The organism is Cytobacillus kochii (assembly GCF_020171845.1).
In the GTDB taxonomy this organism is placed as follows: Bacteria; Bacillota; Bacilli; order Bacillales; family Cytobacillaceae; genus Cytobacillus; species Cytobacillus kochii.
Genome location: NZ_JAIVAM010000003.1, coordinates 282336 through 299880, shown reverse-complemented (window position 1 = coordinate 299880; position 17545 = coordinate 282336). Strand labels below are relative to the sequence as shown.

The following is a 17545-nucleotide window of genomic DNA, read 5'->3' as shown; positions in this document are numbered from 1 at the left end:
TATCTTCACTCCATTAATTCAAAATGATAAGAAACAGCTGAAAGTACATAGGAAGGTGCTGTTTCAGTTCTTAATATTCTTGGTCCTAATCCACAAGAAATAAACCCTTCATCCTCTAAAAGTGTTATTTCTTTCTCCGTCAGGCCACCTTCTGGCCCAAATATAAATAATAAAGAGTCTCCCCGGGACATCCCCTTGAGTACTTGGTGAAAAGCTGATGATTCACCTTGTTTACTGCTTTCTTCATAAGCGACACATTTATAATCATAATTTTTACTTATTTCTAGTAACTGCTGTAAGGACTGTGGTCCATACACATGTGGTACTATGATACGATGAGACTGCTCGGCCGCTTCTTTAGCGATCTTTTGCCAACGATCTTTCTTTTTATTCGCCTTTTTTTCGTCTAACTTTACAATGGAACGAGCTGACATAAAAGGGATAAACCGATGGGCGCCAAGTTCGGTGCCTTTTTGTATTATCCATTCGAGCTTATCCCCTTTAGGCAATCCGCTCACAATGGTAACATCAATAGGTAATTCGACATTTTTCTCTATCCATTGTACAACTTCTAACTCTACCACTTCAGAGGTAATGTTAACCAGTTTACATTGAGCTGCTTTTCCGTCAGGGTCTACACAAATAATTTCGTCACCTACATTCATCCTCATTACGCGGGTAATGTGGTGATAATCATCACCTGTAATAAAAAAATGATTATTTTCTCTATGATTCACAAAATATCGTTGCATATATATAACCCCTTACTAAACGAATAAATAGGGGGAATTCATGACTCCCCCTAGTACATTAATGCTTTTTACCTATAATGGCAACCCAATCTTCCATTTGAATCGTCTCAACAATATCAAAACCACTTGAGATCATCGCCTCTTTGACAGCTTGTTTTTTCTGCTGAATAATGCCCGAAGCAATAAAATGACCTCCTGGTTTCACCACTTGCGCGACATCATCTGTAAAACTTACAATTACTTCTGCTAAAATATTGGCAACTACTACTTCAGCTTGTACAGTAATATTATCTAACAGATTACCTTGAGAGACCTCAACAATATCCTGCACTTTATTTAACTTGATATTGATTTTTGCTGAACGTACAGCGACTTCATCCAAATCGAGTGCAGTAATATTCTCTGCACCGAGCATCGCTCCAGCAATACTGAGTACACCTGATCCCGTTCCCACATCGATAATATGATCACCAGATGTAACAATATGCTCTAGTGCTTGAATACACATCACTGTTGTTGGATGCGTTCCTGTTCCAAATGCCATTCCTGGGTCCAATTCAATAATGAGTTCATCACTACTTACTGGTGTATATTCTTCCCAAGTTGGGACAATCGTGAATCGTTTAGAGATTTTTACAGGGTGATAGTACTTCTTCCAAGCAGTCGCCCACTCTTCTTCGTTCACTTCACTAATACTGACCTCATTTTTACCAATATCAATATTAAACGATAAAAGGTTACTAATGGCATTCTTTATTTCTTCTACTGTTTCCCCTAAAAAGCTATTAATCGGTAAATATGCTTTAACGATTACGCCTTCCTCTGGATAATCATGTGGATCGAGCTGGTAGATTTCGCCGTATTGATCTCTTCGTTCTTTCGTCAATTCAAATGGATCTTCAATCACTACACCACTTGCACCTGCTTCATGAAGAATATTTGAAATCGGCTCAACTGCTTCGTTCGCCGTGTGAACACTAATCTCTGACCATTTCATCTTACTACCAACTCCATTTCACTTATTCACCCTTAAAGGCACGCTTTACTTTTGAGAAAAACCCATCTTCTTGTTCACCTTGAGGTACTTTGCCACTCACTTCTGCAAATTCATTTAATAGCTGTCTTTGTTTATCTGATAACTTCGTTGGTGTTACCACTCTAACAATAATATGTTGATCACCAGTGCCATAACCTCTCACATTAGCTACACCTTTTCCTTTAAGACGGAATTTTGTACCTGTCTGTGTTCCTGCTGGTACTTTGAGCTTAACCTTGCCGTGAAGTGTTGGAACTTCCACTTCATCCCCAAGTGCAGCCTGCACAAATGTAACTGGCATTTCACAATAAATATCGTCGCCATCCCTCTCGAAGAACTCATGTGCACGGACGTGGAAAACAACATATAAATCACCTGCTGGTCCACCGTTTACACCAGGTTCCCCTTGAGAAGATACACGAAGTTGCTGACCATCATCAATACCTGCTGGAATTTTCACACTGATTTTGCGACGTTTTTTCACTTTACCGTCGCCACCACATGTCGAACATTTATGTTTAATCTCTTTGCCTGTACCATTACAATAATTACATACACGACGGTTGACAATCTTACCAAACGGTGTATTTTGCTCTACATTTAATTGACCGGAACCATGACAATGTTTACACGTTTCAGGTTTCGTCCCTGGTTTCGCGCCTGAACCATCACATGTTTCACATGTTTCTTCACGTGGAATTTCAATTTCAGTATCTTTACCAAAAGCAGCATCTTCGAAAGATACCGTCATATTATATTGCAAATCAGCACCTTGGCGCGGTGCATTCGGATCTCTTCTTCTTGATCCTCCACCAAAGAAAGAACTGAAGATATCTTCAAAGCCACCAAAGCCTTCGAAGCCACCTCCACCACCAAAACCTTGGTTTGGATCTGTATGTCCAAATTGATCGTAATGAGCTTTTTTCTGATCATCACTCAATACTTCATAAGCTTCTTTCACTTCTTTAAACTTTTCATCCGCACCCGGTTCTTTATTAATATCCGGATGATACTTCTTCGATAATTTTCTGTATGCTTTCTTTATTTCATCCTTAGACGCACCTTTACTTACGCCAAGGACTTCATAGTAATCTCTTTTATCCATGATTACCACTCCCCGATCCATTTCACATAAAAATAATTGTATCATCCCACCAACCCAAAAGGCAATAAGAAAAGCGAAGCGGCTTGCTCTGGAGCGACAAGCATTAGGCGAAGTTGGCTATGAGGTTGTTCTTACCTCATAGACAGCTTTGACTTATGACCCCGAGCTCCATGCCGCTACAGCTAGACAATAAGAAAAGCGGAGTGCCCGCTTATCGGCGACAAGCATAAGACGAGCCGACAGAAGGTTGTTCTTTAACCTTTTTGGCGGATTGGCTTATGACATCGAGCCGATGGCACCTGCAGCTAGACAATAAAAAAGCGAAAGCAGTTCGTCCACTTTATTTCACCTCTACGGGTGAGGATACATGATTTTTATGACTATTTTATGTTCTTTTCATTAACAAAGTGTGGTTTATAGTTTAGAAATAAGAAGTAAGCTGACGATTGCTTCCTTACTTCTTATTTCTAAAACGAATGTCACCTAAATAATGAACTTTTAATGCAAAAATAAAGCCAAAGCCAAGTAATACCTGACTTTGACTTTTGTTAGGACTTTAAAATTATTTTTTATCGTCTTCTACTTCTTCGTACTCTGCATCTACCACATTATCGTCTGCTTTTTTAGATGCATCGCCTTCTGCACCTTGAGCTGCTTGTGCTTGTTGTTGTGCTTCTTCATATAACTTCATAGTCAAAGCTTGAACGATTTCTTGAAGTGCATCTTTTTTCGTGCGAATGTCTTCTAAGTCACCTTTTTCAATGGCAGCTTTCAATTCATCCTTCGCTTCATTTGCTTTTGTCACTTCTGCTTCTTCTACTTTACCTTCAAGATCTTTTAATGTTTTTTCAGTAGTGAAAACTAATTGATCTGCTTCATTGCGAAGTTCAACTTCTTCTTTACGTTGTTTATCCGCTTCTGCATTATCTTCAGCTTCTTTCACCATACGATCGATTTCTTCATCTGAAAGACCTGTTGAAGATTTGATTGTAATAGCTTGTTCTTTATTTGTGCCAAGATCCTTCGCACGAACATTAACAATACCGTTTTTATCGATATCAAATGATACTTCAATTTGTGGTACACCACGTGGTGCTGGTGGAATATCTCCTAATTGGAAACGACCTAATGTTTTATTATCTTGTGCCATTGGACGTTCACCTTGAAGTACATGGATATCAACAGCAGATTGGTTATCAGCAGCTGTAGAGAATACTTGTGATTTAGATGTTGGGATTGTTGTATTACGTTCAATCAGCTTCGTGAAAACCGCACCCATTGTTTCAATACCTAGTGAAAGTGGAGTTACGTCAAGTAAAACAACGTCTTTCACATCACCAGTGATGACACCACCTTGAATGGCAGCTCCCATCGCTACGACTTCATCAGGGTTTACCCCTCTATGTGGGTCTTTACCTGTTTCTTTCTTAATCGCTTCTTGTACAGCTGGAATACGTGTAGAACCACCAACAAGAATGACTTTATCAATTTCTGATGGAGAAAGGTCAGCATCTTTTAACGCTTGGCGAGTTGGCCCCATTGTGCGTTCAACTAAATCTGCAGAAAGCTCATCAAATTTTGCTCTTGATAAAGTAACTTCTAAGTGAAGTGGTCCAGCTTCACCTGCTGTGATAAATGGTAAAGAAACTTGCGTAGAAGTAACACCTGAAAGATCTTTTTTCGCTTTTTCAGCTGCATCTTTCAAACGTTGAAGAGCCATTTTATCTTTAGCTAAATCAATACCATTTTCTTTTTTGAATTGTTCCACTAAGTAGTCAATGATCACTTGGTCAAAGTCATCTCCACCTAGTCGATTATCACCTGCAGTTGCTTTTACTTCAAATACGCCATCTCCTAATTCAAGGATAGAGACGTCGAAAGTACCACCACCAAGGTCATATACTAAAATCGTTTGATCTTCGTCCGTTTTATCCATACCGTAAGCAAGTGCGGCAGCAGTTGGTTCGTTAATGATACGTTCAACTTCTAACCCCGCAATTTTACCTGCATCTTTTGTTGCTTGACGCTCAGCATCATTAAAATAAGCAGGAACAGTGATAACAGCTTTATCAACTGTTTCTCCAAGATAATCCTCAGCATAGCCTTTTAAGTATTGAAGGATAGCTGCAGAAACTTCTTGTGGAGAAAGCTCTTTACCTTCTGCTTCTACTTTATAATCTGTTCCCATATGGCGTTTAATTGAAATAATTGTATTCGGGTTCGTAATTGCTTGTCGTTTAGCTACTTCCCCTACTTGACGTTCACCATTTTTGAAAGAAACAACTGATGGAGTTGTTCTATTTCCTTCAGGATTTGGAACTACCTTTGCTTCACCGCCCTCAAGCACGGCAACACATGAATTTGTTGTTCCTAAGTCAATACCAATAATTTTGCCCATGATCTATACCTCCATTACATAATATGTAGTTATTGATTTACTTTAACCATTGCCGGTCGAATGACACGGTCTTTCAGTAAATAACCTTTTTGAAATTCTTCAACGACTACATTAGAATCGTAGCCTTCTTCTTCCACCTGCATTACAGCTTGATGGAATTGAGGGTCAAATACTTGGCCTACAGCTTCAATCTGTTCAACGCCTTCTTTTTTCAACGCCTCGATTAAACTGCGATAAACCATTTCCATTCCTTGTAGCAATGATTGCACGCTACTATCGTCTGAATTAGATTGTAGTGCTCTTTCAAAGTTATCAAGGGCTGGTAATAAATCTGATACTAAGCTTTGCGCTCTATATTTTTCAGACGCTTCACGATCTAATTTCGCACGACGTCTGCTATTATCAAAATCAGCTTGTAATCTTAAATAACGATTATCGGCCTCTTCCACCTTTTTCTCAAGCTCTGCCACCTTAGCTTCCAGCGCAGAAACCTCACTATTTACCTCAGATGATTCACCTTCAGATTGAGTGTCAGCAGCTTCACCAAAAACTTCTTCTGGTTGAATGTTTTCTTGCTCGGATTTGTTTACCTCTTCTTGTAGAGTCTCTTTTTCTTCTGCCAACTTTTTCACCTCCCTTAAATGCTATTGGATTCATAGTTAAAGGGGTGGAAGCGAATTCCACCCTTATTCAATATTTCCAGGGTTATTCGTTTTGATACAGCCTTGTCAACTCATAAGATAAGCCTTTACTTAAAAATTGTAGCAAACTAATGACTCTGGAATATTCCATTCTGGTTGGTCCTAATATAGCAATCGTCCCCAATTGTTCTGCACCAATAGAATAGCTTGCGGTAATTAAACTACAATTATCCATCGCAGAATTTTTATTTTCGGTACCGATTTTCACTCGTATACCTGAGGAATGATTACGTATTAAATCATATATTCCTTCTTCCTGCTCAATCATATAAAGTAAGTCTTTTACCTTGTCTATATCATGAAACTCGGGTTGACTTAATATATTCGTTTTCCCACCAAAGAACAATTTCTCATTTGCAGGCATTTGAATCGTATCAATAATTGAGTGGTAAAGAAAGTCATAATGTTGGATATGCTGGCGTAAAACGATGGCAACTTCTTTATAAATCGTTTGATTCAGATGTTCAATTGGTACACCCACTAAACGATCATTTAAAATATTTACCATCATTTCAATATCTGCTGGGTTCATAGATTCAGGAAAATGAAACATTCTATTTTCCACATGCCCAGTATCTGTCACAATAATTGCAATGGCTGTGTGATCATTCAATGGAACGATTTGAATTCTTTTTAACCTATTCTCCTTCACTGCCGGACCTAAAACGATCGAAGTGTAATTCGTCATTTCTGAAAGGATTTTAGCTGATTTTTGCACAATTTTTTCTAATTCGTACATTTTATCACTGAAAATACTTTTCATTTGTACTACTTCACGTTTATTTAGTCGCTGTGGGGATAAAAGATGGTCGACATAGTATCTATACCCCTTCTCAGAAGGTATTCGTCCTGATGAGGTATGTGTTTTTTCTAAAAAACCAAGCTCCTCTAAATCAGCCATTTCATTCCTAATTGTCGCCGAGCTAAAAGAAATTTCATCTTTCTTAGATAATGTTCTTGAGCCAACCGGCTGTGCCGTCTGAATAAAATCATCAACAATCACTTGGAATATCAACAATTGACGATCTGTTAACACAGTAATCACCTCTGTTAGCACTCTCATTTAATGAGTGCTAAATCTAATAATAAATTATCAAATCTAGGAGCGAGTGTCAATCATTTGCGCCTTATCTCCATCATAATTATTAAAAGAAAGACAACAAACCATCATTCAAGAAAGAATGTTGAATGTACCACTCGTTTAATCATTGTTTAGAATACAATGATTTCAACATATTTTGCTTCTTTCTACGTATCACCTGATTAACGAAATAGAGCGGTAGCTTTTACCGTTTTAATCATTTAATAAATGATTGAAAAACTTCATTGCCTAACAGTCGGCCTTGCTTTGTTAATTGAATCGAATCACCTTTTATTTCTAGTAATGACTTCTGTTCATGTGCCAGTAATTCTTCACGAAATATTTCCATGATTTCTATATCGTATTTATCCTTAAAAGCTTTCATCGAAACACCTTGTGTTTTACGAAGTCCAAGAAACATTTCTTCTTCCATTTTCTCCTTCTTCGTCACTTCATGTTTATCCATAATAGGCAACTCATTTTGATCTAATGGCTCCATATATTTTTTTAAAGGACCGTAATTCGAGCGACGATAACCTTCCACATAGCTATGGGCACCAGCACCAAACCCAAAATAAGCTTCATTATTCCAATAGGTCAAATTATGTTTACTTTCAAAGCCAGGTTTAGAAAAATTACTAATTTCATACTGCTCAAAGCCATTCTCTTTCATTTTTTCCATCAATAACTCATACATGGCTGCCTCAACATCCTCCCCAGGAGTATGAAGTTTACCTTTGCGCATAAGGTTATAAAATACTGTTTTTGGCTCTATGATGAGAGAATAAGCAGAATAATGCTGAACATCTAATTGAAAGGAAGTGGTTAAAGTTTCTTGAAAGTCTGCCATCGTTTGAGTAGGCAAGCTATAAATAAGATCTATACTCATATTTTTAAAGCCAGCTTTTTTTGCTGATTCCACTGACTGGTATACATCTTTCGCCCGATGTACTCTACCAATTTTCTCTAACAATTGATCATTAAATGTTTGTACACCTAAGCTTAATCGATTGACCCCATAATCATACAAAAGCTTAAGTTTTTCGTATGACAAGTCACCTGGATTAGCTTCAAACGTAAACTCATACTGTCCAGCAAGAGGTAATCTTTTGCGAATTGACTCTAGAAAAGTTGCCAGTTGCTTTTCATTCAAAGCAGTCGGTGTACCTCCTCCGACAAATATAGTCTTAAAAGGAGCGTAGTCGCTGCTGTTCATCGTAATTTCCATTTCTTTATCTAAATATTGTAGATACTCATCTACTGGTTGTCCCTTTAAGAACACTTTATTAAAATCACAATAGTGACAGATATGCTCACAAAACGGTATATGAAGGTATGCCGCTTGAATCATTACTTTCACAACCTTACTTTTTTAGGTTTCTCATCTAGTGATGAGTCTAGCAAAAACAATCCTTGAGACTTTCCAATTATAGTCTCTTTGTTTTTGCCTCTATTTTAAAATATAAAACGGAAAAAAATAGGCTAGGATACGCCTATGGGAAAGCATACCTAACCTATCCTAATAAAGCAATTTATTTTATTTCTTTGTATTATTATCATCCATTTTTAATACAGCCATAAATGCTTCTTGCGGTACTTCAACCGACCCCACTTGCTTCATGCGTTTTTTCCCTTCTTTTTGCTTTTCAAGCAATTTTCTTTTACGGGAAATATCTCCACCATAACATTTTGCAAGGACATTTTTGCGCATCGCTTTTATTGTTGAACGAGCAATTATCTTTTGTCCAACTGCTGCTTGAATAGGGACTTCAAACTGTTGACGCGGAATAAGTTCTTTTAATTTTTCAACTATCACTTTTCCTCGTTCATAAGCAAAGTCACTATGAACAATAAAGCTCAATGCATCAACCTTCTCTGCATTTAATAAAATATCCATTTTCACTAGCTTGGATGGGCGATAACCGATTAATTCATAATCAAAAGACGCATATCCTTTTGTATTTGATTTTAATTGATCAAAAAAGTCATAAACAATTTCTGATAAAGGGATCTCATATATAATATTCACGCGAGATTCATCCATATATTGCATATCAATGAAATTGCCTCGTTTCAATTGACACAGTTCCATAATCGCCCCAACATATTCATTTGGTGCCATCATCGTTGCTTTTACATACGGTTCTTCTACTCTGTCAATTTTTTGTGCATCCGGCATATCTGATGGGTTATCAACTTTCAACTCTGTCCCATCTGTTAGCATAACATCATAGATTACACTTGGTGCAGTTGTAATCAAATCAATCTTAAATTCGCGCTCAATTCTTTCTTGAATAATCTCCATATGCAATAAACCTAAAAATCCACAACGGAATCCAAATCCAAGCGCCTGGGAAGTCTCAGGCTCGTACTGAAGAGCAGAATCATTCAGTTCAAGTTTTTCAAGTGCTTCACGTAAATCATTGAACTTCGCACTATCAATCGGATAAAGTCCACAATAGACCATCGGATTCAGTTTACGATAACCAGGTAACGGATCTGTTGCACCATTCTTTGCACTTGTAATCGTGTCACCAACACGTGTATCGCCTACATTTTTAATTGCTGCTGTTAAGAAACCAACATCTCCAACGGAAAGCTCGTCCATCGGTGTCGATTTAGGTGTAAATACGCCTACCTCGGTCACTTCGAACTCTTTGCCAGTAGCCATCATTTTAACTTTGTCGCCTACTTTAACCGTTCCATCCACGACGCGGATATAAGCAACAACCCCACGATAAGCATCATATAACGAATCGAATATTAACGCTTTAAGAGGCGCATCGGGATCTCCAGTAGGTGCCGGAACCTTTTCTACCACTTGCTCTAGAATATCTTCAATCCCAATTCCCGCTTTGGCAGATGCTAAAACAGCTTCAGAAGCATCGAGTCCAATGACTTCTTCCACTTCATTTCTCACACGCTCTGGATCGGCACTAGGTAAATCTATTTTATTAATAACAGGTAATATTTCTAAATCATTATCTAATGCTAAGTATACATTAGCTAACGTTTGCGCCTCTATTCCTTGAGCAGCATCAACGACTAATACTGCACCCTCACATGCAGCTAAACTTCTGGACACTTCATATGTAAAATCGACGTGCCCTGGCGTATCAATTAGATGGAAGGTATATATTTCTCCATCCTTAGCTTTATATTTGAGTTGTACAGAATTTAATTTAATCGTAATGCCACGTTCTCTCTCTAAATCCATAGAATCTAGGAGCTGGTCTTTCATTTCCCGCGCAGTAAGTGCATTTGTTTTTTCCAAAATACGGTCAGCCAACGTAGATTTCCCATGGTCAATATGAGCAATAATGGAAAAATTACGGATCCTAGATTGCCTATTCAGTCTCTCTTCTCTGTTCATGTAACTTTCTTCACTCCTATATAAAAGCGCAAATCACACATATGTGTATGGTTCACAACAGTTTTCACTAGTAAGTACACTAATTGTCTGGCTGCACAAATCGCTATACGATACGACCCTTCTCTCACGATTACGATTATGATTGTTAGCCAAGTTTCTTAGCACTTAAAAAGTGGATGATATGTACTTCATTTATTTACTCGCTTCTCTTTCTAATCGAAAAGACATACATATTGTTGATTATAGCAGTACAAAATGGAAGATTCAACGAAATTCATGAATGGGTTTACATATTCAATCGGAGTTTCATTTCTTGTGTAAGAATGGAAAAGCTAGTTGGGGGAATTGTTTCATCTGAGATTATTGAACTTTTTTATTAGACCTAGGCGGATCCTTGAATCCACCTAGGGAATGCTCAATTACTCCTCATCTTTTTCTTGTACCTTATCAACTACCATATCAATACCTGTTCTAGTGATGGCTTGCGTTCCTTCTGATATGGACTTACCTATAGATGAAAAGAGATTAAAGGACTTCATTTCCTCTAATTGTTTTTGCTTACCTTGTAAGTCGTGTGTGGATGCGCCCCTATCATCCCCGACTGTTAGCGTACTCATCTCTACCATTGCGTGATTCGCTTGCTTCATACCAAACAAAACAGAAATGAACATAAGAGATATAATTAATATAGTTGCGACCATGAATCTTTTCATTCGAATCACCTTCCCTCATTCTAGTAATAGATTGTATGAAAAGAATAGAAAAGATAGAACCTCTTTATCGCGTATAAAAGCCTGTATTCTCTTGATTTACCTTAGAATGGAGAGCTGCATTTAATCCATTAGCTAGTAAATTAGCCATATCTTCTATAAACACGTCTACTTCTTTTGGGGTCACCATCAAGTTATGGCCCAAGGGAGATAATACTTCTCCGATTAATTTGCGTTTTTCTTCCTCAGGTAATGTACCCACAATACCCATAAATGTTTGTCGCTCTTTCTCCTCGGGTAAATCTTCTTCAGATAGCTTGCGCTTTTCTCCAAATGTCATTCCAGCCGGGATTAGTGAACGAGAAGGCTTGTCCCCTTCTTTCAGTTCCTTTCCAAAATGCTTGAGGATGAAATCTATTGTGTCACTTGTGATCGAAACGGCATCAACAACAGTTGGTACGCCAATTGCAATAACTGGTACACCTAAAGTTTCTTTACTAATTTCCTTTCGTTTATTGCCAACACCTGAACCGGGATGGATCCCTGTATCTGAAATTTGGATAGTAGAATTGACCCTTTCAATTGACCTTGCTGCTAGAGCGTCCAAGGCAATGACAAAATCAGGCTTCGTTTTCTCAACAATGCCAAACAAAATGTCACTCGTTTCAATACCCGTTAAACCCATTACACCAGGCGAAAGCGCACTGACAGGACGGTAGCCATCTTCTACACTCTCTGGCTGTAACTCAAATAAGTGCCGAGTAATTAGTAAGTTTTCACATACTTCGGGTCCAATTGCATCGGGTGTAACATTCCAGTTCCCTAAACCAACAATTAAACACGAATCATTAGGGCCAATACCAAGGTCTTTCATAAAGTAGGCCATCTCTTTAGCAAATAGCTTTTCTACTTGCAGTTGCGTTTCCGTATCTTGTTGTCTAATCCCCTGTACCTCTATTGTTAAATATTTACCTGGTTTTTTCCCTAGCATTTCACTTCCTTGTTCTGTCACTTCAACATAAGAGATTTTCATGCCCTCTTTTTCTTGTTCTTTAATAATAACGCCTTCGATTTGGGACTGATTATCTTCACCTTGTATTCCCTGGTTTTCTAATACGACCTCGCGAGCTTCTATTGCTAAGTCCGTTCTTATACCATATTTGCTTAAATCCAACTTCTCATTCAAAGCCAAACGACCACCTTTTTTGCGTATTATAGTAGTTTTAGGATGACCACCACTTGTTCAAATCATGCATGTTTTATATGTGAACAATATGTTTCTACAGTGAAGGAGAAGATGGATTTCCTCGTTTTGTATTGATTTATTGTCTCAGTTTTGATAGAATATCACTTGTTCTGAATTTATATTAATGATGAATACAAATATCGAGTTCATAAAAATTCGATGCCTTTTTGTAGGAGGTGAATGGAATGCCAAATATTAAATCTGCTATCAAACGTGTTAAAACAAACGAAGCACGCTATGCACGTAACATTCAAGCTAAGTCTAACATGCGTTCTGCAGTGAAAAAATCTGAAGCTGCGATTGCTAACAACGATGCGAATGCTGCTGAAAGCTTTGCACAAGCTGCAAGCAAACTAGATAAAGCTGCTGCAAAAGGACTTATCCATAAAAATGCTGCTGCTCGTAAGAAATCTCGTTTAATGAAAAGAATGAATACTGCAAATGCTTAATTTGTAGAAATCATAAAAAGCTATCCGCATGATGGATAGCTTTTTTTCATTACATATAAAAGATTATTTATAGAACTTCCATATCCCGTTTATTTAATTTAAATAAGAATAACTCAATTAATAATTGCTTGTTCATTCCACCGGTTTTCATTTGATAATCCGCATCTGCGAGAATATCCATGATTTGCGATAACTCTTCTTCACTAAAAAGTCTCGCTTGACCGGCGGCAAGTTTCACTCTAAAAGGGTGCGTTTTAATATATCCAGCTATCTGATTTTGTCCGTAACCTCTTCTGGACAATTCTTTCACTTGGTAAATGAGACGAAACTGATTTGTAATGACTGCCAAAATTTTGATAGGTTCCTCATTTAGCTTCAATAAATCATAAAAAATTCTTAATGCTGCTTCTATATCTCTATGGACGACTTTTTCTACAAGTGTAAAGATATTTTGTTCTAAAGACCGCGACACTAATTGATCCACCATTTCAACCGTAATGCGTCTTTCATCACTTCCATATAAAGCAAGCTTATCCATTTCGCTCGTTAACATAAATAAATTCATACCTGAAAGTGTAAGTAGAAGATTGATTGCTTCTTCATCAATTTGTACGCCATTTTTGGATGCACGATCACGCATCCAAACATGTAGCTCTTTCTCATTCAATTGTTTCGCTTCTAACACTGCAGCGCTTTTTTTGATTTGCTTCGTTAACTTTTTGCGCTCGTCTAGCTTTTCATATGCGCCTGAAAATACGAGAATCGTGTAAGGAGCAGGATCTTTCAAATAATTCTCAAGTGCATTTAATTGATGCTCTACCTTCGCTTTCCCTTTATCTGCTGTTAGAAAATAGGGATTATGTAAAATAATAAGACGGCGCTCCCCCATAAAAGGAAACGTTTCAGCGTCTTCAAGCGCAACTTCAATAGGCGTTTCTTCTAAATCATAGGTAGACAAATTGAAGTCAAGTTCTTCTGGCAGTAACGCATGATTTATTAATAATTGTTTCGTTTCATTTATAAGGTAAGGCTCGGTTCCGTATAATAAATATACAGATGAGAAGCTTTTTGCTTTAATTTGCTTCCATATATCAAAAACCACTTTTTCTCGCTCCGATCATTTTTTATAAGTACTATCTATCCTATAGAAGCAAATCGATTTTGACAAGTGGAATGAAAAGAATGTACGCTGCTTATAATACCAATAAATATAAAGAAAAGCGCTTTTTAAGCGCTTTTCAAACAATCTATATAGAAACGCTTGCAAGCAAGAGGCCTAGGATTCTCTTGCTGAAGCGGTGCACCCTTATACTTATAATATGTCATGACAGTCGCTGAATTATCGCTGTCAACTCATGTAAGTAAAGGAAAAGCATTTCTAGAAGTGTAGATTTTTTCATGGAAATCACTTATACTAATTAAGGAAATAGGAGGGTTGACTGTGAACGAATTTGAAAAAAATGTCCAATCGAAACGTCACGATATTGGTGACTCCGCAATGGGATTCGTTGCTTCTTTCGGATTCTTTACCATTCTATTTGTCATTGCGGTCGCAATTAAAGCAATCGGCGCATAACCCTTGAAGGCTCATTGGCAGATACATACTTCTGCAAATTGCATTGACATCGAGCTTTCGGAAGAGACTGCATTTCGCTTGCAGTCTTTTTTATTTTTTGAAAAGAAAGTTAAATTATTTTCTATTGTCTAGGCATAACATATCCTATGGTAGGACAGTTGAAAAGGTTCCGTTACCTCTAAAAAAAACATAAGAAATTCCACCATGACGATCAGTTCTTACTATTGGAATTTGATGATTTTTTAACCTCTGTAACACTTCTTCCGTTGGATGACCGAAACGATTGTTTCTACCAACTGAAATAACTGCCAGTTTAGGTTTTACACCATCAAGAAACTTCTCAGTCGTCGAAGTTTTACTTCCGTGATGTCCCACTTTTAATACATCAACAGATAACCTTTCATATTTATTGACTAGCTTCGCTTCCCCAGATTCTTCTAAATCACCAGTAAATAACCATGTTAATCCTCCTATGACAGCATAAAGCACGATAGACCCATCATTTTTATTATTTGCTGTTTTATCAAACGGCATAAGAATTTGAAATTCCTCAGCCTTCATACGCCAACGAACTCCAGCGCTTACCTGCCGTACATTAACCTGTTTTGTGTGAGCTATCTTTATTATCTCTGTTTCTAACGCACTTCTTTCATTCGTTATCGGGAGTAATATCTCACTTACTTCAATCATAGACAAAACAGCTGGTGCACCACCCATATGATCACTATCACCATGTGTAAGAATAAGTTTATCAATTTTCCTAATGCCTTTACTTTTCAAAAAAGGCACAACGATATCCTCCCCAGGATCAAATGCGCCGGTTCTTTCCTGCCATTCCTCTTTATCAAACGGAAGTACTCCCCCAGTATCAATTAAATAATTCCCCCTGTTATGAGGTAAACGAATGAAAATACTGTCACCTTGCCCTACATCAATAAAAGATACTTCACCTGTAAAATAAAAATAAGGAGTGAGATAGTGAATGAAAAAGACGAAAAAAGGTGCAATGCTTGCTAATAGAAAATTCTTTCTTCCCTCCCTTTTCTCCCATTGTAAGAAGAAAAGATTGATTGCAATTAAATAGAGAAGAATAAGCCACAAAGAGGGCCTTCCCAATGTTAATACAGCCTGAGGATAATCCGCTATTGTTAAACTCAAATCATTCATTCGCTCTAGTAATGTATTTATCCATTGAATCGGAAACCATGCCCAAGTTCCAACAATCATATGATAAGCCAATAAGAACAGAAATAACGGCAGAATAACAAAAGAAAATATGGGTACAAAGAGTATATTGGCGACGAGAGAGAAGATTGAAATTTCATAGAAGGAATATAGTAATATTGGCGTTGCTGCCAACTGACAAATAAAGGATATTACAAAGAGAGATCTTATAGGAGAGGTGCGTCTTTTGAGGAGAGAATAAGAAGACAAAAGTAAAACATAAGTAACTGTGAAAGAAAGCTGAAAACCAACGTCATAAAGAATAAATGGGTTCATTAATAAATAACAAACAAATACAATACATAACACATCTTGCGTTCTCATAGCTGACAAAAATATCTTAAAAAGCGCTGCGAACATAAGCATTGCTACAGCTCGAATAACTGAAGGTGTGCCTCCGGCAAGGATGCCATAGATCGGTAACAAACCCACTAAAATCATCAACATATGCTGCCTTGTCACACCTAGCCGTAAGCCAACAAATAAGAGCATTCCAGCTAATAAACTTACATGCATACCTGAAATAGCTAATAAATGAATAATGCCTAATCTTTGATAAGCTGTTTCAACGGTTTCATCTAATTGCGATCGGTCTCCATAAACTAGTGCATTCACGAGTGGTGCGGTCTCACTTGGAAAATACCTACTCACGTATTGGATCCCTTTTTCCCGCAATTGCCAAATTTGTGTAACGATATTCGTATTGCCCATTTGGCAGCTTCGTAAATCAAATTGCTCAGTTTGAATTTGCCAATGAATACCTTTGCGTTGTAAATATTCTTGGTAATCAAAGCTATGAAAATTTGTTGCTTTTTGCGGAGTTTCTAGTTTGCCCATCACATTACATATCAGACCTGTACTCGTTACCTTCTCCAGTGAGTCTTTCTCTTCCTTAGATGGAATATAGTATGTAAAAACGAGCTTTTCATTTGAAAGTTGATCGATCGCTTGTGCAGAGAGACGATCTCCATCAATGACCCATCCATGAGTAAAGGTCAGCGTGAAATCAGTCCTTTCACTTCTTAAATCAGTCCCATTATCATAAGAAGCAACATAACCTCTAATGAAAAATAACACACTACATAAAATAAATATTAATGTCAGTCTTCGAGAAAGATATCTTGTAAAAAAACTAAAGAGAAAAAATAGGAAAAGGGGAATGAAATAAAAATAAGAGGAGAAAGAAGATAAGAGTGAAAAAATCGCGACAAGGGAGCAAAAAAACCATTTCCCTGGCAAAGAAATCTCACCACCCATTTAGAATAGTATTGTACACCAAGAGGATGAAACGGCTCGCTACCTAACAAACCGTTTCATCCATCAATTATTTTAAAATTGTTTCTACTTCTTCTTTTAATTGAGCATCTAGAGCGTTCTCACCTTTTAAGTCTCTAATTTCAACCAATAACTTCTTAATTAAGTCGTTCTTTTCTGTTGCTTTTGCATCTAACTGTTGTTGATCGAAAGGTACCTTCTTTAACGAGACTCCAGCTTGTTGAAATAGCTCGATCCCATATGGATGATTTTTATAGTCCTCTGCATAGTATACCTTTTTAATGCCTGCTTGAATAATCGCTTTACAGCATTGTAAGCATGGAAAATGAGTTACATAAATTTCTGCATTCTCTGTTGGTACACCAAATTTCGCGCACTGTAAAATCGCATTCATCTCCGCATGTATTGTTCTAACACAATGATTGTCAATGACGTAGCACCCTTCATCAATACAATGATCGCCACCTGTGATTGACCCATTATATCCGCCAGCGATCATTCGTTTATCGCGAACAATTGTTGCCCCTACAGTTAATCGTGTACATGTACTTCTTAATGCTAGTAAATGGCTTTGTGCCATAAAATATTGATCCCAAGAAATTCTGTCCATTGTACGTCT

15 protein-coding genes are annotated in these 17545 nt (G+C 37.5%); 2 read left to right on the top strand and 13 right to left on the bottom strand.

Annotated elements, in window-relative coordinates; all coding sequences use genetic code 11:
* Positions 1 to 5 precede the first annotated feature (5 nt).
* From LCM23_RS04920 to gpr, 10 genes are all read right to left on the bottom strand, one after another.
* The gene (locus LCM23_RS04920) at positions 6 to 752 is read right to left on the bottom strand and encodes a 16S rRNA (uracil(1498)-N(3))-methyltransferase (RefSeq protein WP_224935937.1); all 747 of its coding nucleotides are present in this window, start codon (positions 750 to 752) and stop codon (positions 6 to 8) included.
* Between the two features lie 58 nt (positions 753 to 810).
* Positions 811 to 1749: a 50S ribosomal protein L11 methyltransferase gene (gene prmA / locus LCM23_RS04915; protein WP_224935936.1), complete on the bottom strand. Its 939-nt coding sequence runs from the start codon at positions 1747 to 1749 to the stop codon at positions 811 to 813.
* 22 nt (positions 1750 to 1771) lie between these two features.
* A complete protein-coding gene (gene dnaJ, locus LCM23_RS04910; protein ID WP_224935935.1) occupies positions 1772 to 2893 on the bottom strand; it encodes a molecular chaperone DnaJ in 1122 nt (373 codons plus the stop codon).
* Between the two features lie 562 nt (positions 2894 to 3455).
* On the bottom strand, positions 3456 to 5291 hold the full coding sequence (gene dnaK / locus LCM23_RS04905) for a molecular chaperone DnaK (RefSeq protein ID WP_095372509.1): 1836 nt from the start codon (positions 5289 to 5291) through the stop codon (positions 3456 to 3458).
* 29 nt (positions 5292 to 5320) lie between these two features.
* Positions 5321 to 5914 carry a nucleotide exchange factor GrpE gene (gene grpE, locus LCM23_RS04900; RefSeq protein ID WP_224935934.1) on the bottom strand — a complete coding sequence of 198 codons (594 nt, stop codon included), beginning with the start codon at positions 5912 to 5914 and terminating at the stop codon, positions 5321 to 5323.
* Positions 5915 to 5996: 82 nt separating this feature from the next.
* Positions 5997 to 7028, bottom strand: a complete 1032-nt coding sequence (hrcA, locus tag LCM23_RS04895) for a heat-inducible transcriptional repressor HrcA (RefSeq protein ID WP_095372507.1) — start codon at positions 7026 to 7028, stop codon at positions 5997 to 5999.
* A gap of 262 nt (positions 7029 to 7290) precedes the next feature.
* Complete coding sequence (gene hemW / locus LCM23_RS04890) at positions 7291 to 8424, bottom strand: radical SAM family heme chaperone HemW (RefSeq protein ID WP_224935933.1); 1134 nt, start codon at positions 8422 to 8424, stop codon at positions 7291 to 7293.
* A gap of 186 nt (positions 8425 to 8610) precedes the next feature.
* A complete protein-coding gene (gene lepA / locus LCM23_RS04885) occupies positions 8611 to 10446 on the bottom strand; it encodes a translation elongation factor 4 (RefSeq protein ID WP_224935932.1) in 1836 nt (611 codons plus the stop codon).
* A 419-nt stretch (positions 10447 to 10865) separates the two neighbouring features.
* The gene (locus LCM23_RS04880) at positions 10866 to 11159 is read right to left on the bottom strand and encodes a DUF3679 domain-containing protein (RefSeq protein ID WP_224935931.1); all 294 of its coding nucleotides are present in this window, start codon (positions 11157 to 11159) and stop codon (positions 10866 to 10868) included.
* Between the two features lie 64 nt (positions 11160 to 11223).
* Positions 11224 to 12342: a GPR endopeptidase gene (gene gpr / locus LCM23_RS04875; RefSeq protein WP_224935930.1), complete on the bottom strand. Its 1119-nt coding sequence runs from the start codon at positions 12340 to 12342 to the stop codon at positions 11224 to 11226.
* A gap of 245 nt (positions 12343 to 12587) precedes the next feature.
* Between gpr and rpsT the strand changes: the two genes are divergently transcribed.
* On the top strand, positions 12588 to 12851 hold the full coding sequence (gene rpsT / locus LCM23_RS04870; protein WP_224935929.1) for a 30S ribosomal protein S20: 264 nt from the start codon (positions 12588 to 12590) through the stop codon (positions 12849 to 12851).
* Between the two features lie 67 nt (positions 12852 to 12918).
* On the opposite strand, the gene holA is transcribed toward rpsT, so the two are convergent.
* Positions 12919 to 13953 (bottom strand): DNA polymerase III subunit delta, encoded by a 1035-nt coding sequence (gene holA / locus LCM23_RS04865; protein ID WP_095372501.1) that lies wholly within the window; start codon positions 13951 to 13953, stop codon positions 12919 to 12921.
* Between the two features lie 339 nt (positions 13954 to 14292).
* Here holA and LCM23_RS04860 point away from each other — a divergent pair, with 339 nt between their 5' ends.
* Positions 14293 to 14427 carry a YqzM family protein gene (locus tag LCM23_RS04860; RefSeq protein ID WP_095372500.1) on the top strand — a complete coding sequence of 45 codons (135 nt, stop codon included), beginning with the start codon at positions 14293 to 14295 and terminating at the stop codon, positions 14425 to 14427.
* A 144-nt stretch (positions 14428 to 14571) separates the two neighbouring features.
* Here LCM23_RS04860 and LCM23_RS04855 read toward each other — a convergent pair whose 3' ends face one another.
* The gene (locus tag LCM23_RS04855) at positions 14572 to 16908 is read right to left on the bottom strand and encodes a DNA internalization-related competence protein ComEC/Rec2 (protein ID WP_224935928.1); all 2337 of its coding nucleotides are present in this window, start codon (positions 16906 to 16908) and stop codon (positions 14572 to 14574) included.
* Positions 16909 to 16975: 67 nt separating this feature from the next.
* The gene (locus LCM23_RS04850; RefSeq protein WP_095372498.1) at positions 16976 to 17536 is read right to left on the bottom strand and encodes a ComE operon protein 2; all 561 of its coding nucleotides are present in this window, start codon (positions 17534 to 17536) and stop codon (positions 16976 to 16978) included.
* Between the last annotated feature and the right edge of the window lie 9 nt (positions 17537 to 17545).

Excerpts from the sequence above, each read along its gene's own strand:
- LCM23_RS04850 (WP_095372498.1), bottom strand. The coding sequence starts at position 17,536 with ATGGACAGAATTTCTTGGGATCAATATTTTATGGCACAAAGCCATTTA.
- lepA (WP_224935932.1), bottom strand. The coding sequence starts at position 10,446 with ATGAACAGAGAAGAGAGACTGAATAGGCAATCTAGGATCCGTAATTTT.
- hemW (WP_224935933.1), bottom strand. The coding sequence starts at position 8,424 with ATGATTCAAGCGGCATACCTTCATATACCGTTTTGTGAGCATATCTGT.
- rpsT (WP_224935929.1), top strand. The coding sequence starts at position 12,588 with ATGCCAAATATTAAATCTGCTATCAAACGTGTTAAAACAAACGAAGCA.
- LCM23_RS04855 (WP_224935928.1), bottom strand. The coding sequence starts at position 16,908 with ATGGGTGGTGAGATTTCTTTGCCAGGGAAATGGTTTTTTTGCTCCCTT.
- prmA (WP_224935936.1), bottom strand. The coding sequence starts at position 1,749 with ATGAAATGGTCAGAGATTAGTGTTCACACGGCGAACGAAGCAGTTGAG.
- LCM23_RS04920 (WP_224935937.1), bottom strand. The coding sequence starts at position 752 with ATGCAACGATATTTTGTGAATCATAGAGAAAATAATCATTTTTTTATT.
- dnaJ (WP_224935935.1), bottom strand. The coding sequence starts at position 2,893 with ATGGATAAAAGAGATTACTATGAAGTCCTTGGCGTAAGTAAAGGTGCG.
- LCM23_RS04880 (WP_224935931.1), bottom strand. The coding sequence starts at position 11,159 with ATGAAAAGATTCATGGTCGCAACTATATTAATTATATCTCTTATGTTC.
- dnaK (WP_095372509.1), bottom strand. The coding sequence starts at position 5,291 with ATGGGCAAAATTATTGGTATTGACTTAGGAACAACAAATTCATGTGTT.